This window comes from Pseudomonas sp. LBUM1673 (assembly GCF_059695645.1).
Genome location: NZ_CP166780.1, coordinates 1,070,130 through 1,089,709, shown reverse-complemented (window position 1 = coordinate 1,089,709; position 19,580 = coordinate 1,070,130). Strand labels below are relative to the sequence as shown.

The following is a 19,580-nucleotide window of genomic DNA, read 5'->3' as shown; positions in this document are numbered from 1 at the left end:
ACCCCAGCGGGAGCAAGCTCCCTCGCCACAGAGGTCTGTGACCGCTGAAACAAGAACGGGCCTGCAATGCAGGCCCGTTTTCAGTGGGAAGGTAAAAAGTGAATCAGGCCTCAGCCGTTGAGTGCAGCCTGTTCGTTCTCGAGAAACTCGTCTTCCAACAGCGCATCGGCAGTAGGCCTATCGAACGGCACCACAGCGGCGCGCGGTTTGCCCCGCAGTTTGCCAAACAGATGTTCAAGCGCATGTTCGAGTTTTTCGGCCGCTCCGTCGATCGCCAGTTCCAGGTTAGCGGCTTTATGGGTGACAGAAATCGGCTGGTGGCCTTTTGGCCGCGCTTCCAGCTGGCAGCGCATGTCATGGGGACCGGGCTTGTCGCCGTTCTCGTCCCGCAGATGGACCTCGACGCGGGTCAGGTCCTCTTCATAACGTTCGAGCGTGCTCTCAATGGTAGTACGTACCCACTCCTCCAGTCGGATGCTGCTTTGAATATGGTTATCGCTATTGACTTGGATTTGCATAGTTCTTCCCTTATTTCAGCTAGCTCGCGAGAGGCACATCGGCTGGCCCTTGGGCGTCATCACCGTGACCTCCTGATTACACAATCGGTGTGTGCGCCGAACATTTCAAGCCCTAAAAAAAGATAAATATTCATTCGCAAAAAAAGCCGGACAACGGGCAAAAGCGCTGTTAATGTCGGGAGTTGGGTCGCCCCTCTCGGTTATCACAATGGCTCGTTGCCGCCCCCCAGCGGATGCAGGTCACGAAATATCCCCGCCTCCTCCACCAGCCAGTCATGCACCGCGCGTACGCCCGGATGACTCAACGCACCCGGTGCGTAGAGCAGCACGTAACGCTTGTGATTCGGCACCGCCAAGCCAAATGGCACGATCAATGTCCCGCGCTCCAGTTCGTCGTTGAGCAGCGTTCGCCGCGCAATCGCCACGCCCATCCCGGCAGTCGCCGCTTCGATGGTCAGGTGGTTGCGATTGAACGTGTGCCCGCGCCGCACATCAGCCCCTTCGAAGCCGATGGCGTTGAGGTAGAACTCCCACTCCGCGTACTCGTAACTGCCACGCCAGGCGGTGATGTCGTGCAGCAACGGAAAATGCACCAGGTCTGCCGGGCCATGCAGCGGTGGGCGCCCGCGCAACAGGCTCGGGGAACACACAGGAAAAATCTGCTCGTCGAGCAAGGCTGTGGATAACAATCCGGGATAACTGCCGTCATTGAGGTCGATGGCCAAATCGAAGTCACCCTCATGCAATGGCACGCTGCTGTCCTCGGCCACCAGCCGCAACTGAATATCCGGAAAGCGCTGCTGCAAACGCGGCAGACGCGGGGTCAGCCATTTGCTCAGGAACGACGGAATCGAACGCAAGCGCAAAATCCCGCTGATCATTCCCGCATCCAGTCGTCGCAATTCCGCATCGATGCTGCCGTAAGCCTCATTGACCGTGATGGCCAGTCGCTGGCCTTCGGCGCTCAGCTCCACGCCCCGAGCGCGGCGGTGGAAAAGTCGAAACCCAAGCCGGTCTTCCAGTTGTCGGATTTGCTGACTGACCGCCCCCGGCGTGATGTGCAGTTCTTCGGCACACCGGGTGAACGACAAGTGCCGCGCGGCACAGGAAAACACGTGCAGCCAGACGTAAGTCTGGGCGTGCAATTGACGACTCATTGTTTAGTCCTGCTAAAGGCTTTCTTAGGAAATTTCGTTGGTCACGTAGGACCGAGGTAGGCAGTATCGCCCACATTGCGCTTGTCCTACAAAACATGGCAGCGATTCCTCTTCCATTGCTTGTAAGGCTTTAGCATGGCTATCAGTGTTTTCGATCTCTTCAAAGTCGGCATCGGCCCGTCCAGTTCCCACACCGTTGGCCCGATGCGTGCCGCCGCGACCTTCGCCCAGTCCCTGTCCGACCAAGGTCTATTGGGTGATGTGCGCCGGGTAGAAATCCGACTCTATGGGTCGCTTTCGGCCACCGGCGTCGGCCATGTCACTGACCGCGCCTGTGTCATGGGCCTGATGGGCGAATGGCCGGACAGCATTGATCCGAACTCGATCGACCAGCGAATCCAGCGCTTGCTCGAAACCGGCGAACTGTCCCTGGCTGGCAAAATGACGATTGCCTTCAACTGGAAGCGCGATCTGCTGCTGCTTGACGAAAGTCTGCCCTACCACCCCAACGCCATGTCCCTGACAGCCTTCGGCGAAACCGGTGAATTATCGGAGCAAACGTACTACTCGGTCGGTGGTGGTTTCATCATCGAAGCGGCCGAAGCCGAATCCGGCATTGCGCCGGCCAGCGACGTGGTGTTGCCCTACGATTTCTCCAGCGCCGCCGAATTGCTCAAGCTCTGCAACCAGCACGGTCTGCGGGTTTCCGAGCTGATGATGGCCAACGAACGGGTCTGGCGCAGTGACGCCGAGATCCGCCAGGGGTTGCTGCACATCTGGTCGGTGATGCGTGAATGCGTCGAGCAAGGTTTGCGTCACGAAGGCATCCTGCCCGGCGGCCTGAATGTTCCGCGCCGCGCCGCGAAATTGCACCGCAGCCTGTTGGAAATTGGCAAACCGAATGTCATCAGCTCCACCCTCTCGGCCATGGAGTGGGTCAACCTGTTCGCCCTCGCCGTGAACGAAGAAAACGCGGCCGGCGGACGGATGGTCACCGCGCCTACAAACGGGGCGGCGGGGATCATTCCCGCCGTGCTGCACTACTACATGAAATTCAACCCGGACGCGTCGGACGATGACGTCGTGGCGTTCTTTTTGGGCGCTGCCGCCGTAGGCATTCTCTGCAAGAAAAACGCCTCGATCTCCGGCGCCGAAGTCGGCTGTCAGGGCGAAGTCGGTTCCGCCTGCGCGATGGCCGCCGCCGGTTTGGCCGACGTGCTCGGCGCCACCCCCGAGCAACTGGAAAACGCCGCCGAAATCGGCCTGGAACACAATCTGGGCCTGACCTGCGACCCGGTCGGCGGGCTGGTGCAAGTGCCGTGCATCGAGCGCAACGCGATTGCCGCGGTGAAAGCGATCAACGCCACGCAAATGGCCCTGCGCGGCGACGGCAAACACTTCATTTCCCTGGACCGGGTGATCCGCACCATGCGCGATACCGGCGCCGACATGCATGACAAATACAAAGAAACTTCACGGGGCGGCCTGGCGGTGAGCTGGGTGGAGTGTTGACGAACATTTCCTGACCGTTTCGCGTGAGCCCGAGCAAGAACAATAACGAGGCGATACCGATGACCGATATACGTACACCTGCTGCCGATAATCCCGCTGTAGACCTGACACGTAATAGCGAAATAACCCACAAAGGCTGGAGTAAACACGACACCACCTGGATGCTTGGCCTCTATGGCACGGCGATTGGTGCCGGCACGTTGTTCCTGCCGATCAACGCTGGCGTCGGTGGTTTCTGGCCGCTGCTGCTCCTGGCGATACTGGCCTTTCCGATGACCTTCTTCGCCCACCGAGGCCTGACGCGTTTCGTATTGTCCGGACGCTCCGGGGACATCACTGAAGTGGTGGAAGAACACTTCGGCATCGGCGCCGGCAAGCTGATCACGCTGCTGTATTTCTTCGCGATCTTCCCGATTCTGCTGGTGTACAGCGTGGCGCTGACCAACACCCTGAGCAGCCTCATGGAGCACCAGTTGCACATGACGCCGCCACCTCGGGCGATTCTGTCGCTGGGGCTGATTCTCGGCCTGATGGCGATCGTCCGTTGCGGCCAAGGCGTCATCGTCAAATGCATGAGCGTGCTGGTTTATCCGTTCGTCGCGGCATTGCTACTACTCGGCATCAGCCTGATCCCGAACTGGAATGGCACGTTCTTCGCCACCGCCAGTGAAGGCATGCCGCTGCCGTTGTTCTTCAAGACCTTGTGGCTGGCGATTCCGGTGATGGTGTTCTCGTTCAACCATTCACCGATCATCTCCGCCTTCGCCGTCGATCAAAAACAGCGCTATGGCGAGCAAGCCGAACGCAAAAGCAGCGGCATTCTCGCGATCGCTCACGCCATGATGGTCGTCACGGTGATGTTCTTCTGCTTCAGCTGCGTGTTGGCGTTGTCCCCGGCTGATTTGGCCGCTGCAAAAGCGCAGAACATTTCGATCCTGTCGTACCTGGCCAACCACTTCCAGACGCCGGTCATCGCTTATGCCGCGCCGTTGATTGCACTGGTGGCAATCACCAAATCTTTCCTCGGCCATTACATTGGCGCCAGTGAAGGCTTTCAGGGCCTGATAGTGAAAAGCCTGCGTGGCCGTGGTCGGGTCATGTCCGCCCGTTGGCTGAACCGCATCACTGCGCTGTTCATGATCCTCAGTTGCTGGGCCGTGGCGACCTTCAATCCGAGCATTCTGGGCATGATCGAAACCCTCGGCGGGCCGATCATCGCGTGCCTGTTGTTCCTGATGCCGATGTACGCCATCCGCCGCGTGCCAGCCTTACGCCAGTACTCGGGCCAGGCCTCGAACGTGTTCGTGGTGTTGATCGGTTTGATTGCACTGTCTGCGATCATCTACTCATTCATGCCCTGAAACGGGCAGGCAAAAAGAAGGCGGGCCAGGGTGCCCGCCGTTTTTTTGCCGTATCCATTGTCCGACAGTTTTCCCGGCATGCCCCTTGCTTTATCCCTTACGCGGCACGGATGAAAGCACATGAACATGGAAGGCCGGTGGTCTGGTGTTGCGAACTAATCCCGATCACGGCCGTCAACAACTGCACGTTCAATCAGGCGGTGACGCATCATGGACAACCCTTTTCAGCTCATTACCGATGCCTTTGCACCGGATTTTCAAATCAACCTGAGCATTCAGGGTCTGGACGGCAGCATTATGCTGACCCTCTCCAAAAGTGGCCGCGTGGTGGCCAAACGGATGATCAGCGCCGAACAGCGCAATGACCCCAAGCGCCTCAAACGCCTGGTGCAAAGCATTCAGTTCGGCATTGCCATCGAACAGGGCCACAGCGCCGTGGCCATCCTCGAAGCCATGACCGATGGCGACAACCGTAACCTGCCGCCGCCACCGATCAAATCCCGGTCCCGACCTTCAATGGGGCTTTAAAGCTCGCCCTTCTCCACTTCCGGGTGCTCACCGGAACCCGCACCGATCTTGCGCTGCGGGTGTTCGATCTTCACCGAAGGAAATTGCGACGAGGCGTAACGCACCACCAGAATCGCAAACGCCAGCAGCAGAATCCCGCCGCACAGGTAGATGATCCCAAGGTCCGGCGGATTGTGGTGCGAGACATTGGAGATCAGCAGCCGTGTCAGGGCTGTGATCGCCACGTAGATCAGGAAGCGCACCGGCATGTGGTTGGTCTTGAAGTAAATCCCGACCATCGCCCCCAGTTCCAGGTAGATGAACAGCAGCAAGATGTCATCGATCTTGATGTGCCCCTGTTCCAGCATCCCGAGAAACTCCATGACCGCCGCCCAGGCAGTCACCGCACCGATGGCGAACAGCGCCAGGTAGTGGAACGTCTCGACGAACAGGTTGCCCAGGGACTCGGCCAGTTGGTGCACGTTCTGCCGCAGGTTCTCGGCCCAGTTGATTTTCACGATGATTATTCCTTAGCTCGGTTCGAGCGGATGATGCGGGTTGGACGTGACGGTTTCTGCATGCAGAAAAAAGGCCAGAGGTTGCCTGCCACATGATGGCGAGGTGCTTTAAAACTCGCTCCGTGGCGTTTGGTCGCACCTCTCCCAGTCAACACCAAACCTGTGGGAGCGGGCTTGCTCGCGAATGGGGACGACACGGTTCACCTGACAAACCCTGAATCCGGTCTACATTAAAAAGCCACTACCCAAAGCGCAGGGATTCGCTTATCCTTTGCGCTGTATATAGATACAGTGGTCGAAACAGACAACTAATGTGAAGGCATGTGAGGTGGTGAATGGCCGTCGAAGTGGTATACCGCAGCAGCCGAGATCTGGAGCGCTTGTTCATGGATAAAGCCGAAGCTGACCGTCATGACAAAATGCTCGAACTGGCCGAATTGCTGGCTGAAGTGTTGCAAAAAGCCGTTCCGTCCCTGACCGAACAGCAAGTGGAAGAAGCCGGGATCTACATGGCGAAGAACCGTGATGTGTTCGCCAAGGCATTCAAGAGCCAGCCGGACGCACTGTCCGAACTGCTGAATGTGCCGGTTGAAGTCACTGAAAAGGCTGCACCTGTTGAAGAGGCGGGAACTGAGCCCACCAAGCCAGTCAAAGCCGCCAAGACGCCAAAGTAAGCAACACCCGAATTGAATAGGCCCTGAGTCAAATGGCTCAGGGCCTTTTTCATGCCTGTGGAAAACCTAGGCCTCAGGTTGTTCCAGCGCTTCGACCAGAGCCTTGAAGAACCGCGCTGCCTCGCCGCCGGTGACCACGCGGTGATCGAAGGTCAGGGACAACGGCAGGATTGGATGCACCACCACCACGCCCTCGACCGCCACCGGCTCATCGCGGATCGCCCCGGCGGCGAGGATCGCCACTTGCGGCGGCACCACCACCGGGTTGGCGTAGCGGCCGAACAAAGTGCCGAAGTTTGACAGGGTCAGGGTCGCGCCCATCATTTCCTGAGGCGGAATCGAGCGCGCCTGCACATCGGCCCGCAGGCGCATGACGCCCTCTTTCAACTCCGCTGACGTACGATTGCCGACATCGCGCAACACCGGCACGAACAAGCCGTCCGGGGTGTCCACGGCAATGCCCAGGTCGAGCCGTTCGTGTTGTTTGAGCGACAGGGTTATACCCTCGAAGGCGCTGTTGAGCACCGGTTCCACCGTGCAGGCCGCCGCCATGGCCTTGGCCAGACGAATCAGCGGTTCTCGCGCCTGTCCCCAGCGATGCAGGTCGGCGTCGCCGAAAATCGTCACCGGCACTACTTCGGCATGGGACCTGGCCATGTTCAGCGCCATGCTGCGTCGCACGCCCCGCAGCTTCTCGCCACCGAAACGCTCACGTTCCGTCTGGGCCGCGTTTTCTACGTCGCTGCGGGTAATTAGGCCGTCCTGGCCGGAGCCGACCAATGCGCTCAGCTCAACACCAAGCTGCCGAGCCAGTTGACGCACGGCCGGCATGGCACGGTTGGCCAGGTGCTCACGAGTCGAAGGCGCAGCGCCGATGAAAAATGCATCCTCCTGACTGCTACCGCCGCCTTCGAGCCGCCCGACCACAGTACCCGCATCCGCTTCGCCTTCGTAACCGAGCAGGGGTTCGCCAACGTGAAGGATGTCGCCCTCTCCACCGAACGTTTTCGCCACCACGCCGTCGTAGGGCACGGGAATGTCCACCAGCGCCTTGGCGGTTTCCACCGACACCAGCAGTTGGTCGGCCTTGACGGTATCGCCAACCTTGACGTGCCAGCGGACGATTTCCGCCTCCTGCAAGCCTTCGCCCAGATCCGGCAGTTTGAAATATTTCATCGCAACCTCCTCGGCCTCAGGCGTCTCTTCAGGGGTGGTGCAGCAGTACGGTGTCGCAGGCGTGAAGAATGTCTTCGACGCTGGGCATGTACAGCGATTCCAGTCGATACAGCGGCGGCGGGATGTCTGGCGCGGTGACTCGCTGGATCGGTGCCTGTAATTCCACCAACACCCGTTCGTAAAGGCTCGCGGCGATTTCCGCGCCAACCCCGCAGGAGCGCGGCGCCTCATGCACGATCACGCAGCGACCGGTCTTGCGCACCGAGGCTTCCATCGTGTCGAGATCCAGCGGTTTGATACTGGCGACATCGATCACTTCCGCCGAGACGCCCTGCTCCGCCAGTTTCATCGCGGCCTGCAGGGTTTCCATCACGCTGGCGCCCCAACTGATCAGGGTGATGTCGCTGCCTTCGCGCAGGGTGAAACAGCTGTCCAGCGGCAGACGTTTGCCGTCATCCAGCAGCGGTTGCGGATTCATTCGATAGAGCCGGGTGGGTTCGAGAAATATCACCGGGTCCGGGTCGTCGATGGCCGCAAGCAACAAGCCATAGGCTCGGGCCGGCGAGGACGGGATCACCACCCGCAACCCCGGAATGTGTGCGAACAGCGCTTCGGTGCTTTCGCTGTGATGCTCCGGCGCGCGAATCCCTGCACCCATCGGCGAGCGCAGCACCATCGGGCAGGTGATCCGCCCTCGCGTGCGGTTGCGCATGCGGCTGGCGTGGGACACCAGATGCTCCATGGTGGCGTAAATGAACCCCATGAACTGAATTTCCACCACCGGTTTCAGGCCCTGGGCCGCCATGCCCACCACCAGCCCGCCGAGCATGGTTTCGGCCAGCGGTGTATCGATCACTCGCTTGAAGCCAAAGCTGTCGCGCAAGCCCAGCGTGGCGCGGAACACGCCACCGTTCACCCCGACATCTTCACCGAGGACGATGACGTTTTCGTCTTCACTCATGGCCCGATGCAACGCCAGATTCACCGCTTCCAGCAGCGTCACCTTACCGTTACTCATGGCCCGAACCTCCCGTCCGGCGTGCCACCCGTTCCAGAAACTCTTCGCGCTGCTCGGCCAGGGCTTGCGGCCACTGGGCGTAGACATGATCAATCACCGATTCCGGTGCCTGCAGGCCCGCCGCCTCGAAGTTATCCACAGCCCCCTGCACCAAGCCTTGGCATTCGCTGATCAGTGCCTGTTCGCGGCCCTCGTCCCACACGCCTTGCCCGGCCATGAAGCGTTGCAGGCGTTTGATCGGTTCCTCGAGCCAGGCCTGCTTGACCTCGTCCGCCGACCGGTAGCGCGTGGCATCGTCGGCGGTGGTGTGATCGCCGAGGCGATAGCTCAGGCATTCGAGCAATACCGGCCCTTTACCGTGGCGCGCCCGTTCGAGGGCTGCTTGCACGCGGTCGTAAACGGCGAGCATGTCATTGCCGTCGACTTGCTCGCCGTGGAACCCGGCGCCAATGGCTTTCTGCGCCAGGGTCGGGGCGCCACACTGGATTCGTCGCGGTACCGAGATCGCCCATTGGTTGTTGTTGACCACGAACACCACCGGCAACTGCCAGGCACCGGCAACATTGAGGGCCTCGAGGAAGTCACCTTTGCTGGTTCCCCCGTCGCCGCAAGTGGTGACGGCGACCCGATGCTCGCCACGGATTTTGAATGCACTGGCGACGCCGCAGGCATGCAGGGCCTGGGTGGCAATCGGCACACAGATCGGGAAATCCTGAGCGACCGCCGGGTCGGCAAAGTCGCTGCCACGCTCATCGCCGCCCCAATACAGCAGAATTTCTTCCATGCGCACGCCGCGCATCAACTGCACGGCGGTGTCGCGGTAATACGGGATCAGTACGTCTTCGGCGTGCATCAGGCTGCCGACCGCGACGCCAATGGCTTCCTGGCCCAAGGTCGGCGCGTAGGTGCCGATGCGTCCAGTGCGTTGCAGGGCGACAGCTTTCTGATCGAAAAGGCGGGTCAGGACCATCTGCCGATACAGGCGCGTCAGCAGATTGAAGTCGTCGGCCCAAGGGGGAAGATCGCCGAGCAACTGGCCATCGGGGGATAAAAAACGGGTGTAAGGCAGCTCAACCTTGTGAAGCATCAAAAGGGCTCCTGGCACGCGGGGTCGGCGTGCAATGGTCAGGCCCGACACTTGTGGCGCAGGGCTTGGGGAGCAAGTGGGCTGGATAGGCCCTCACTCCTTCATCGGTTCAAACTTTTCACTCGTACAGCATCACCGGTACAGCACTTTCTCCGCCAACTCATCCGCCACCCGGGCCGGGGAACGCTTTTCCGCCTGGGCATGGGCGAAGACTTCGGTCAGCCGTGAACTGATTTTCGACAGGTGCGCGGTGATGGTCGTCAGCTCTTCCCCGCGGTGTTTGAGCGACACGTAGATCAGCCCGCCGGCATTGATCACGTAATCGGGCGCATACAGAATGCCCCGGCGCTCTAGCTGATCGGCGATTTCCAGATGGATCAATTGGTTGTTTGCAGAACCTGCGACCGCCGCGCAGCGCAGTTGCGACACACTGTTGCTGTTAAGCACACCGCCCAGGCCGCAGGGCGCGAGTATGTCGCACGGTGTGCTGAGCAGCGCATCGTTGGCGATCGGATGAGCACCCAACTGCTCCATGGCCAGCTGCACTTTGCCGTGATCGATGTCGCTGACCAGCAACTCGGCACCGGCCGCATGTAGCTGTTCGGCCAAGGCATAACCGACATTGCCCAGGCCTTGAATGGCTATGCGCAGTCCTTCGAGATTATCGCTGCCCAAGCGGGCCATGGCAGTGCTGCGAATGCCGGCAAATACGCCCATGGCGGCGTGCGGTGCAGGGTCGCCCGCGGCGGTGGTACTGGTGACGAATTGGGTTTGCTGGGCGATGCAATCCATGTCCGCCACCGAGGTGCCGGCGTCGATGGCGGTGATGTAGCGACCGTCGAGTTCGTTAATGCAGCGCCCGAAGGCTTCAAATAGCGCGGCGCGGTTTTCCACATGGGCCGGGCGAAGAATCACCGCAACGCCACCGCCCTGAGCCAGGCCGGCCAGGGCCGCCTTGTAACTCATGCCTTGGGCAAGGCGCACAGCATCCTCGATCGCGGATTCATCGCTGGGGTATGCAAGGTAACGACACCCGCCCAGGGCAGGTCCCAGACGGCTGTTATGGATGGCAATCACCGCCTTCAACCCGGTGACCGGATCGACGCTCAGGTGCAGCGATTCAAGGCGAGTGCTTTGCATGAGAGCGAACATCGTAGGGCTCCCGAATCACTTCTTGTAGTCGCCAGTATAGGCTTGCGCACAAAAATTGCAGAAGCGCACCGGAATAAGCGGCGCCGCTTTGAACGCTTTCGGACATAACCTGTTACCGCCTGTGTGCAGCACTGGACGAAAGCCTGTTACGGGGCTAAAACGAGGCATTCCCCGGAGATTTTGATGACCCCGCGCCAACGTTTTTTCGACTGCCTGCAACGATCACCGCCCGCGCTGTTCGAGGCGGCGCTGTGGATCGCCGCCGAACACGACAAAGAGCTGAACCCCGAGACCGTGCTGGTGGACTTCAAGGACCTGCAACAGCGGGTCAGCTACGGGTTGCCGATGCTGCCGGTGAGTGAATTGGCCCAACCATTGTTGCGGCGCATGAATGACCTGGGGTTCGCTCAGGACGACTCCACGCCCTTGCGCCCGCAAGTGGCGTTACTCAATAAAGTGCTGGAGCGTCGGCGGGGCCAGCCGCTGGCGCTGGGCCTGATTGCGCTGGAGCTGGCCAGAAGGCTGGAGATTCCCATGGTCGGGGTCAACTTCCCCGGGCATTTCCTGCTGCGGGTGCAAGGCGCCGATCACCTGCTCGACCCGTGCGGCGGGCGGCGGCTGTACCCCAATGATTGCCGCGAACTGCTGCAACGCCAGTACGGCCCGAACATGCAGCTCAGCGCCGAGCATCTGCAAACCGCCGAACCTGCGCAGATGCTGCAACGGCTGTCGCGCAACCTGCGCCAGTTGCACCTTTCGAACGATGACTACATCGACGCCCTGGTCGACGCCGAGCGCGTGCTGGAACTGGGCAACGCCAGCACCTCCGACTACCTGGCCCGGGCCAGCCTCTATCAACGACTGGACTGCCCGAATGCCGAGCGCTTTGATCTGGAGCATGCGCTGCTGCTCTGTGACGACCCGATCCAGCGGATTCGCCTGACCGAACGGCTGGGGCATTTGCCGCCCAATTCGGTTGTGCATTAACAGGAGCCAGGCTTGCCGACGAACCAGGCGCCTCGGTCCATCAGGAATATCGCGTTATCGTTCTTCGCGGGCAAGTCGGATCGCCGCACCGCTCGCTCCTACGGGGTATCGGGCTGGTTCAACGGATGGGCCTGGAAGAATGATGGATGTGTCGCCGCCAGCGCCGCCACTCGACGAATTCGCGGATAGGCCTCAAGGGAAATACTGAAGCGCTCGGCCGCATAGAGCTGTGGAATCAAGTAAACGTCCGCCAGCCCCGGTTGATCGCCAAAGCAGTAACCGGTGTCACCGATCAATTGCTCCACCGTCGCCAACCCTTGGCTGATCCAGTGCCCGATCCACTCCACCACCTGCGGCTCATCGTGCCCCAACTGCCGTAGCTTATTGAGCACGCTGACGTTGTGCAGCGGGTGAACATCGCAACCGATCACCGCTGCCACACCGCGCTCGCGAGCGCGAGCGACGAGGTCTTTAGACAGCAGCGACACCTGTGGATAACGCTCCTCCAGGTACTCGATGATCGCCGGTGACTGGATCAACAGCTCGCCGTCATCGGTGCGCAAGGCTGGCACCCGGCCTTGGGGGTTGATGCCCAGGTACGCCGCCTGCCGATGTTCGCCACCTTGCGGCGCGATCAGGTTGATTGGCAGCGCCTGGTAATCCAGCCCCTTGAGCGCCAGTGCAATACGCACCCGGAAAGACGAGGTCGAACGGTAGTAGGTATAGAGTTCCATGACCTGACCCTCTTAGCGCGCCGGCAGCACTTTGCCGCGGCATTCGCCGAAACCGATGGAAGCAAAACCTTCGCGACTGCAACGCGCCCGCAAAATGATTTCGTCGCCGTCCTGAAGAAACTTGCGCACCTCGCCCGACGCCAGCTCGATCGGCTTTTTACCGCCCTCGGTGATTTCCAGCAGGCTGCCGAACTGACCGTTTTCCGGCCCCGACAACGTGCCCGAACCGAACAGGTCACCGGCCTGCAACTGGCAACCGTTGACGCTGTGATGCGCGACCATTTGCGCCACGGTCCAGTACATGTGTCGGGTATTGCTCAGGGTCAGACGATGGGCCGGCAAATTCTGTTCGCGCAGCCCTTCGGTGAGCAGCAGCACTTCCAACTCGATGTCGAAAGCCCCCGCCGCCTGATCGCGTTTGTCGAACAGGTACGGCAATGGCTGCGGATCGCCTTCCGGGCGCGCAGGCTGGGCACGACGGAACGGCTCCAGCGCTTCGGCCGTCACCACCCATGGCGAGATGCTGGTGATGAAACTCTTGGACAGGAATGGCCCCAGTGGCTGGTACTCCCAGGCCTGGATATCCCGCGCCGACCAGTCGTTGAGCAGGCAGAAACCGGCGATGTGATCGGCGGCGTCACCGATGGCGATCGAGTCGCCCATCGCGTTGCCCTGACCGATCCAGATCCCCAGTTCCAGTTCATAGTCCAAACGCGCGCACGGGCCAAACGTCGGCTCGGTCTGGCCGGCCGGCAGAGTCTGGCCATTCGGCCGACGCACGTCGGTGCCAGATGGGCGAATGGTCGAGGCGCGGCCGTGGTAACCGATCGGCACATACTTGTAGTTCGGCAGCAACGGGTTATCCGGGCGGAACAGTTTGCCAACGTTTTGTGCGTGCTCGATGCCGACGTAGAAGTCGGTGTAGTCGTTGATCTTCGCCGGCAGGTGCATTTCGCAATCCGCCGCCAGTGGCAGCAGTTTTGCGCCTTGGGCTTCGATCTTGCCGTGCAGGGTGCTGCCTTCGGTAAACAGCTCCAACAGCCGTTCGCGCAGGGCAACGCGAGCATCGCGGCCCAGTTCGAAGAACGCATTCAACTGGCCGCCACGGGTGGCTTCGACTGCTCTCTTCGCAATGCCATCGAACAGCCCGGCATCCAATGCTGCTTCCAGATCAAAGACATGGTCGCCGATTGCCACGCCACTGCGCGGCGCGGCGCCCTTCGCGCTGAATACGCCCAACGGCAGGTTTTGCAGCGGAAAATCCGCGTGGCCGTTGGCGGAGGCAACCCAGCTACGAGTGATGGAAGTCTGAGTCATGGGTTATCTCCGGGTCGGGTCGAAAGTGGCGGGCAACGTAGCCCAGCAGGCGTCGTAATCGTTTTGCAGTTGCGGGCAATCGAGGGCGAATCGACTTGGGCGCAACACCTGGCTGGTCTCGAACATGAAAGCCATGGTGTTATCGATTTTAGCCGGTGCCAGTTCCGCGTTGATCGCCTTGGTGCAGGTTTCGCCGTCGGGGCCATGGGCGCTCATGCAGCTATGCAACGATGCGCCGCCGGGCAGGAAGCCTTCGGCCTTGGCGTCGTACTCGCCCTTGATCAGGCCCATGAATTCGTTCATCAGGTTGCGGTGGAACCACGGCGGACGGAACGTCTTCTCGGCCACCATCCAGCGTGGCGGGAAGATCACGAAGTCGAGGTTGGCCAGGCCATGCACGCTGGTCGGCGAGGTGAGTACAGTGAAAATCGACGGATCCGGGTGATCGAAACTGACCGTGCCGATGGTGTTGAAACGGCGCAGGTCATATTTGTACGGCACGTTATTACCGTGCCAGGCGACCACGTTCAGCGGCGAATGATCGAGCTCGCAACCCCACAGCTGGCCGAGGAATTTCTGCACCAGGGTGGTCGGTTGCTTGAGGTTTTCGTAATGGGCCACCGGGGTCATGAAGTCGCGGGGGTTAGCCAGACCGTTGCTGCCGATCGGCCCAAGATCCGGTAAGCGCAGAGGGGCGCCATGGTTTTCGGCGATGTAGCCGCGGGCTTGCGGATCGAGCAGTTCGACGCGGAATTTCAGCCCGCGCGGCAGCACGGCGATTTCCAACGGCTCCAATTCAAGCACGCCCAATTCGGTGGCGATGCGCAGACGCCCCAGCTCAGGGACCAGCAACAGTTCGCCGTCAGCGTTGAAGAACACGCGCTCCATGGAGCGGTTGGCGCGGTAACTGAAGATGCTGATCCCGGCCGGTTTTTCCGCGCCCGAGTTGGCGGCCATGCTTACCAGTCCGTCGATGAAATCGGTTGGCTCGGTCGGGATGTCCAACGGGTTCCAGCGCAGACGGTTGGGGGTCACTTCACCCAACGCGCCGCCGGCCAGTTGCCGATCCAGTTTGACGAACGCCGGGTGATTGGCCGACGGCTGAATGCGGTACATCCAGGTGCGCCGCGCTTCGCTGCGAGGCATGGTGAATGCCGTGCCGGAGAACAGTTCGGTGTAGAGACCGTAAGGCGCTTTTTGCGGGGAATTCTGGCCGACGGGCAGTGCGCCGGGCAACGCTTCGCTACTGAATTCGTTGCCGAAGCCGGACTGATAAGCCAGCGCTGGCGCCGTTGAATCGAGGTTCATGGAGCCTCCTGAACAGGGAGTAGACATGGCCTGTCGCTCCGCTTAAGAGGTCTCGGCACGCCCGGGTTATTTTTATCGTAATTCGATTACGCTTAACGTAATTTGATTGGTATTGACCGTCAAGCTATAAAGACGCCCATTCGTCCCGGGATCAGACCGCCTCCATGGAAACGCCGCGCAGCAACGATAAACAGAAAGTCCGCTCGGCCGAGGTCGGCACCGACATCCTCAAGGCCCTGGCCGAGTTGTCGCCATCCACCTCGCTGTCGCGCCTGGCCGAACACGTACAGATGCCGGCGAGCAAGGTTCACCGCTATCTACAGGCGCTGATCGCCAGCGGGTTTGCCGAGCAGAACCCCGCCACCAACCACTACGGCCTGGGCCGTGAAGCGTTGCGCGTGGGCCTGGCGGCTCTGAACAGTATGGACGTGCTGAAAGTCGCCTCCCTGCCCCTGTCCGAACTGCGCGACGACCTCAACGAAACCTGTTTTCTGGCGGTATGGGCCAATCAGGGCGCGACGGTGGTGCACATCGAACCGGCGGTGCGCGCGGTGACGGTGGTGACGCAACTGGGCTCGGTATTGCCGTTGCTCAGCTCATCGACAGGGCTGGTGTTCAGTGCCTATTTGCCGCATCGGGAAACCGATGAGTTACGCGAACGGGAAATCGCCGTCGATGCCCATCCTCTGGCGAACGAAAAGGCTTACGCGACGTTGTGTGAACAGATCCGCGAACGCGGCCTGCATCACGTGCATGGTTTGCTGATGCCAGGGGTGGATGCGTTGTCGGCGCCGGTGTTCAACGCCGTCGGACAGATCGCCGCGGTGCTGACCATCGTCGGCCCGACCTCGCTGTTCCACGCCGACGAAAACGGCCCGGCGGCGCAGCGGTTATTGGCTGCGACGCGGGCCGTGAGTTGGCGGATGGGGTATGAGCAAGGCAATTAATTCATGCTGGTGCCCTGCACACACTCATCGGAATTTCACCGTACTGTTGTTTTGCTAGGGCTTGATTGTAAATCCTTCATCAAGTCCTTGAAGAAATCGATCAACACTTGATCCGCCGTTTTCTGGCCCGAGATCTCAGTAACAAATTGCGCCACCGATCTGGCATCTTCGAAAAGACTGAGGAACGATCGCTGGGCGTTTGTAACTTTCTTGGCCTCTTGGCCGGCCGCACCTGCTTTGCCCAGCGTGAACAGACCAATCAACGCGTCCTTTATGTGGCCCTGGGCTGCCGAGTAATTGCCGCGCTTATGCGCTTGCGCTCCATCGTAGATGCTTTTCATCATCTGAATGGCGGTTACCACTGTCCCTATCGGAGGAACCGCAATACTGATGAGACTCGCTGCCTTTATTAAATTATCGTAAATAAGACCTGCAATAACCTCCTTCAAACTGGTGGTTCTCTCATCGATATCACTCAACACACGACGGACTCGTTCATCATGGAATGTATACAGATCGAGCAATTTGGCACGATGTTGCGTCTTGATCGGCGGCCGGGTATCAACTGTTGCCACAAGGTTATCAAAGTAATCATTGATCACCTTTTGATCAACAAGCAAAATTCGATCGATATAATAATTTCTGAATGGACCGAATCGATGGCGGATGGAAGGAATGAATTCCTGAATCGGCCGGAACGAAATACGATCCGGAGCCTCTGGCGTATATAGCAGATCATGGAATCCAAGGCCAATTTTCAAGCGAAAAATATAGACACCTTCAACCGTTCGATCATTTGCTGTCGTCAAACCGAGCTGCCCCAAATTTAACTTGTATAAACCTTCGTCGCCTTCGGACACACTATTAGAAACAGGGTTATAGCCTCCACTCTCTTTCAAACTGTCAATGATTCGTTGTACGCCACCCAGGAATTCCAGCGAAAGCCTGCCATCAACATAATCAGACAAGGCATCGTAATGCATTTCGCAGCGAACTTTTTTTGCATGCACAGCTCGCTTGAACGCATAATCAGGATGTTTTTTGTCCAAGTACTCTTTTTTGAGCATCGCCGTATATTTATCCCCTGGACGGAACGTCTTCGAGATTGAAGAAAGATCCCGAATATCCAGCTCATCAATCGCAGGATGCCCACCTGTTAGAAAATAGATCGGATCGTTTTTTGCAGCATACGCCGGATGACTCGCTTCAAATGCGAGGCCTTCGATTAGCAGTTCAGTGACACTCTTGCGAAAATCATCAGTCTGAACAAAAATCCGATCCGGATCAACTTCGACATATCGCCCCCGAGACTGCAATACGCTTTCGATTGTCTTCTTCACTTCCTCGTAAGTAAACCGTTCAAAGAAGGGAAAACCATTCTCTCTTGTATCAACCGTTGAGAACGCTTTGAGTTCAGTATTCAATCGAGCATATCGTTTGCGACCTTCGACTCCGAGATACCGATAACCCACAGGCGCGATGGTCTTATGTAGCGCGACCTCCGCCCGATAAGCGAAGATCACATAATCGGACAATGGTGTCTCGGCTTTCAGAAAAAGATCAGCAAGTCGTGCATCCATCACATAGGTATATCTTAAATGCTCGCGGTTTGTACCTTGCAATTTTCCGGCACCCTGCAAGTATTCCGGGCTAATCAACGACGCGGCATAGTCGCGGTCAGCGGACAGCGCCGCTTCAAACCACTTATTCAGATCATAGCCTTGGAAAAACTTCAGAAATTCAAACTTCCCCCCAGGTGTTTTTGCAAACACCAAATACCCTTGATGTTCTCGAACCGAGAAAACCAGCACATCTTTCAGGGCGGGCGCCTGATCTTTCAATTTAATGCCACGGACCAATACCGATGGATCGCCTGCCAATGCCCGCTCAATAATTTTCGCTTCCGCATCATTGTAACTTCCGGAATGACGCGCAATGAACAGTGCGACCTCCATCTTGCTGTACAGGTAGTTGCGGTAAGCCTGCTGGAACTCAGGCGATGCCCCGGCCGGAATATCCAATACAAACTGCGTGCGCATATTGCGCTGGCTCAACCATTGCTCAAGCACTACGGAGGACAGCCTACTGCCGGGAGACGTGCCGGAGATGCTGATCTCAGCTCTATAGCCAGTATCATGCAGACCGAAAATAATGAACTCGGTCAGGGTTCGGGTATCTTCCTGCTCGATGGTACGACCGCCTACCGGCACTTTGTAAAGGCTATGCACCTCGATTGCGTCTGGATCGAGATCCTCTCCCAACGTTCTCATCGACCATTCGGAAAACGTCCGTAATACATAATCCTTGAAAGAGAAACTTACGTCGAAGGCTTGTTGGTATTCGACTTCGTATTGACCCATCGAATCTTCAAGTTTCGCAAAGCGCTCTTGGACACTATTATTGGATTTCCTCAACCAAAGTGGCCATTCGTTACGTTTAAGAGCAGCCCAGAGTAGGGAAAAGCGAGTACTGATTCCATAGCGCAGCACATGCAGGTTCTGGTTGTTCTGCAATAGGGTGCTCAAGGGCTGATCATGATCGCCACGGTCACGCAAAAGAGTTGAAACCGTCTCAAGCTGGCCTTTCAGGTGAGCATCGACACAATAGGAAAAGACACTTTGCATTGATTTAGGGTAACTGATTCTGCTGTCGGGCAGAGACAGTCGAACTCGCAGCTTGTCGTGCAATTCGAGATTTTTTTCGAAATACTCGAAACCATTTTCAGGCGTATGCATAATATAGCTGGTAGACTCGTTAACCAACTTCATTTCAGAATTTGCCCGCTCGGCGTTGTCAAGAATGAAGCTAGGCCCGAGCCCGGCCAGATAGTCATATTGAGGACTCAAAACAACGTTATAAGCACCCAGGCCATTTTCCGATTTCAACAGATAAGCAAATCGCCTGGCCAGATTATAGTCAAGATAACCGGCCATGGCCGTTAGCGAAAGTTCCGCCGTCAGCACCAACGCATAAGCCTGTTGAAAGGCCTCTTTGTTTGTCAGCACTGGTTTTTCAGATGACGCAGATTTCGCAGGAGCCGCCCAAAATTTTTCAAGCTCTGCATGGAGATTTTTTTCCAGCTTCTGCAATGTATCTGTAATGACATCCTCTACATCAAAAATGCTAAAATCCGCAACTTTAAATTGATCATTCAAAGTATCCGGCAGATAAAAAACACCATCACCCCCCAACACATAACCTGGTACTACATTATTATCCAGGCAATAAAACAAAACCTCGGAAAGTGCTCCCGACGGTCGCCTTTCATTGTCACCTGGCAAATCCTCCGTATTGACATATACCTTATCGATATCAATCGACTTCCTCATCCGTTTCAATCCGCCTTCCAACACCTGCCGGGCGATGAACCTAACCGTCGGTATCGCATCGACAATGGCAAAAAGTTCGCGCTGCGCGTCGGATGCCTTTTCCCACTCCATCCGCCAGGTTACTTGCTCACTTTCGGAGCCGTGCATGAGACTTTCAAACATCTTATCCATCATTTAATCCTGATTACTTCATTCGTGACAGCGACATGCCGCCACGCCAAGTAACCACAAGATAGATTCTCCTTCGAAAAACAAGTAGACCCACTTTATTTCAACAA

16 protein-coding genes and 1 pseudogene are annotated in these 19,580 nt (G+C 58.2%); 6 read left to right on the top strand and 11 right to left on the bottom strand.

Translation table 11 applies throughout. The annotated features are described in order from the left end of the window. Positions 1-110: 110 nt before the first annotated feature. Together ACA044_RS04820 and ACA044_RS04815 are read right to left on the bottom strand one after the other, a co-directional pair. Positions 111-518, bottom strand: a complete 408-nt coding sequence (locus ACA044_RS04820) for an HPF/RaiA family ribosome-associated protein (RefSeq protein ID WP_497445376.1) — start codon at positions 516-518, stop codon at positions 111-113. Positions 519-721: 203 nt separating this feature from the next. After that, complete coding sequence (locus ACA044_RS04815) at positions 722-1,675, bottom strand: LysR substrate-binding domain-containing protein (RefSeq protein WP_497445375.1); 954 nt, start codon at positions 1,673-1,675, stop codon at positions 722-724. A gap of 135 nt (positions 1,676-1,810) precedes the next feature. Between ACA044_RS04815 and ACA044_RS04810 the strand changes: the two genes are divergently transcribed. The 3 genes from ACA044_RS04810 (at position 1,811) to ACA044_RS04800 (ending at position 5,076) form a co-directional block, all read left to right on the top strand. Next, positions 1,811-3,187, top strand: a complete 1,377-nt coding sequence (locus tag ACA044_RS04810; protein WP_497445374.1) for an L-serine ammonia-lyase — start codon at positions 1,811-1,813, stop codon at positions 3,185-3,187. A gap of 59 nt (positions 3,188-3,246) precedes the next feature. Then, positions 3,247-4,548 (top strand): serine/threonine transporter, encoded by a 1,302-nt coding sequence (locus ACA044_RS04805; protein WP_497445373.1) that lies wholly within the window; start codon positions 3,247-3,249, stop codon positions 4,546-4,548. Positions 4,549-4,758: 210 nt separating this feature from the next. Next, positions 4,759-5,076, top strand: a complete 318-nt coding sequence (locus ACA044_RS04800; protein WP_497445372.1) for a DUF3509 domain-containing protein — start codon at positions 4,759-4,761, stop codon at positions 5,074-5,076. Here the strand turns inward: ACA044_RS04800 and ACA044_RS04795 are convergent. Next, positions 5,073-5,573: a phosphate-starvation-inducible protein PsiE gene (locus ACA044_RS04795; protein WP_367374226.1), complete on the bottom strand. Its 501-nt coding sequence runs from the start codon at positions 5,571-5,573 to the stop codon at positions 5,073-5,075. The two genes, ACA044_RS04800 and ACA044_RS04795, sit on opposite strands and share 4 nt — an antisense overlap. A 335-nt stretch (positions 5,574-5,908) precedes the next feature. Between ACA044_RS04795 and ACA044_RS04790 the strand changes: the two are divergent. Further along, positions 5,909-6,148: pseudogene (locus ACA044_RS04790) on the top strand (YebG family protein); the annotation flags it as partial. A gap of 165 nt (positions 6,149-6,313) precedes the next feature. Here ACA044_RS04790 and ACA044_RS04785 read toward each other — a convergent pair. The 4 genes from ACA044_RS04785 to ACA044_RS04770 all read right to left on the bottom strand — a co-directional run bounded on the left by ACA044_RS04785 (position 6,314) and on the right by ACA044_RS04770 (position 10,680). After that, positions 6,314-7,423 carry a dihydrolipoamide acetyltransferase family protein gene (locus tag ACA044_RS04785; RefSeq protein WP_497445371.1) on the bottom strand — a complete coding sequence of 370 codons (1,110 nt, stop codon included), beginning with the start codon at positions 7,421-7,423 and terminating at the stop codon, positions 6,314-6,316. Between the two features lie 28 nt (positions 7,424-7,451). After that, positions 7,452-8,441, bottom strand: a complete 990-nt coding sequence (locus ACA044_RS04780) for an alpha-ketoacid dehydrogenase subunit beta (protein WP_497445370.1) — start codon at positions 8,439-8,441, stop codon at positions 7,452-7,454. Further along, complete coding sequence (pdhA, locus tag ACA044_RS04775) at positions 8,434-9,528, bottom strand: pyruvate dehydrogenase (acetyl-transferring) E1 component subunit alpha (protein WP_497445369.1); 1,095 nt, start codon at positions 9,526-9,528, stop codon at positions 8,434-8,436. Before pdhA ends, ACA044_RS04780 begins: the two co-directional genes overlap by 8 nt. Positions 9,529-9,660: 132 nt before the next feature. Then, positions 9,661-10,680, bottom strand: coding sequence for a Glu/Leu/Phe/Val dehydrogenase family protein (locus tag ACA044_RS04770; RefSeq protein WP_429424261.1), 1,020 nt, complete (start codon positions 10,678-10,680; stop codon positions 9,661-9,663). 183 nt (positions 10,681-10,863) lie between these two features. Here ACA044_RS04770 and ACA044_RS04765 point away from each other — a divergent pair, with 183 nt between their 5' ends. Next, positions 10,864-11,667 carry a SirB1 family protein gene (locus tag ACA044_RS04765; protein WP_497445368.1) on the top strand — a complete coding sequence of 268 codons (804 nt, stop codon included), beginning with the start codon at positions 10,864-10,866 and terminating at the stop codon, positions 11,665-11,667. A gap of 98 nt (positions 11,668-11,765) precedes the next feature. Here the strand turns inward: ACA044_RS04765 and maiA are convergent, their stop codons facing one another. From maiA to hmgA, 3 genes are read right to left on the bottom strand one after another with little or no spacing between them, the layout of a single operon-like run. Further along, complete coding sequence (gene maiA, locus ACA044_RS04760; RefSeq protein ID WP_497445367.1) at positions 11,766-12,401, bottom strand: maleylacetoacetate isomerase; 636 nt, start codon at positions 12,399-12,401, stop codon at positions 11,766-11,768. A 12-nt stretch (positions 12,402-12,413) separates the two neighbouring features. Next, a complete protein-coding gene (fahA, locus tag ACA044_RS04755; protein ID WP_497445366.1) occupies positions 12,414-13,718 on the bottom strand; it encodes a fumarylacetoacetase in 1,305 nt (434 codons plus the stop codon). Between the two features lie 3 nt (positions 13,719-13,721). Then, positions 13,722-15,026 carry a homogentisate 1,2-dioxygenase gene (hmgA, locus tag ACA044_RS04750; protein WP_497445365.1) on the bottom strand — a complete coding sequence of 435 codons (1,305 nt, stop codon included), beginning with the start codon at positions 15,024-15,026 and terminating at the stop codon, positions 13,722-13,724. A gap of 164 nt (positions 15,027-15,190) precedes the next feature. On the opposite strand from hmgA, the gene ACA044_RS04745 reads away from it, so the two are divergent. Then, the gene (locus ACA044_RS04745; protein ID WP_497445364.1) at positions 15,191-15,973 is read left to right on the top strand and encodes an IclR family transcriptional regulator; all 783 of its coding nucleotides are present in this window, start codon (positions 15,191-15,193) and stop codon (positions 15,971-15,973) included. Between the two features lie 35 nt (positions 15,974-16,008). On the opposite strand, the gene ACA044_RS04740 is transcribed toward ACA044_RS04745, so the two are convergent. After that, on the bottom strand, positions 16,009-19,464 hold the full coding sequence (locus ACA044_RS04740; protein WP_497445363.1) for a dermonecrotic toxin domain-containing protein: 3,456 nt from the start codon (positions 19,462-19,464) through the stop codon (positions 16,009-16,011). Positions 19,465-19,580: the final 116 nt, after the last annotated feature.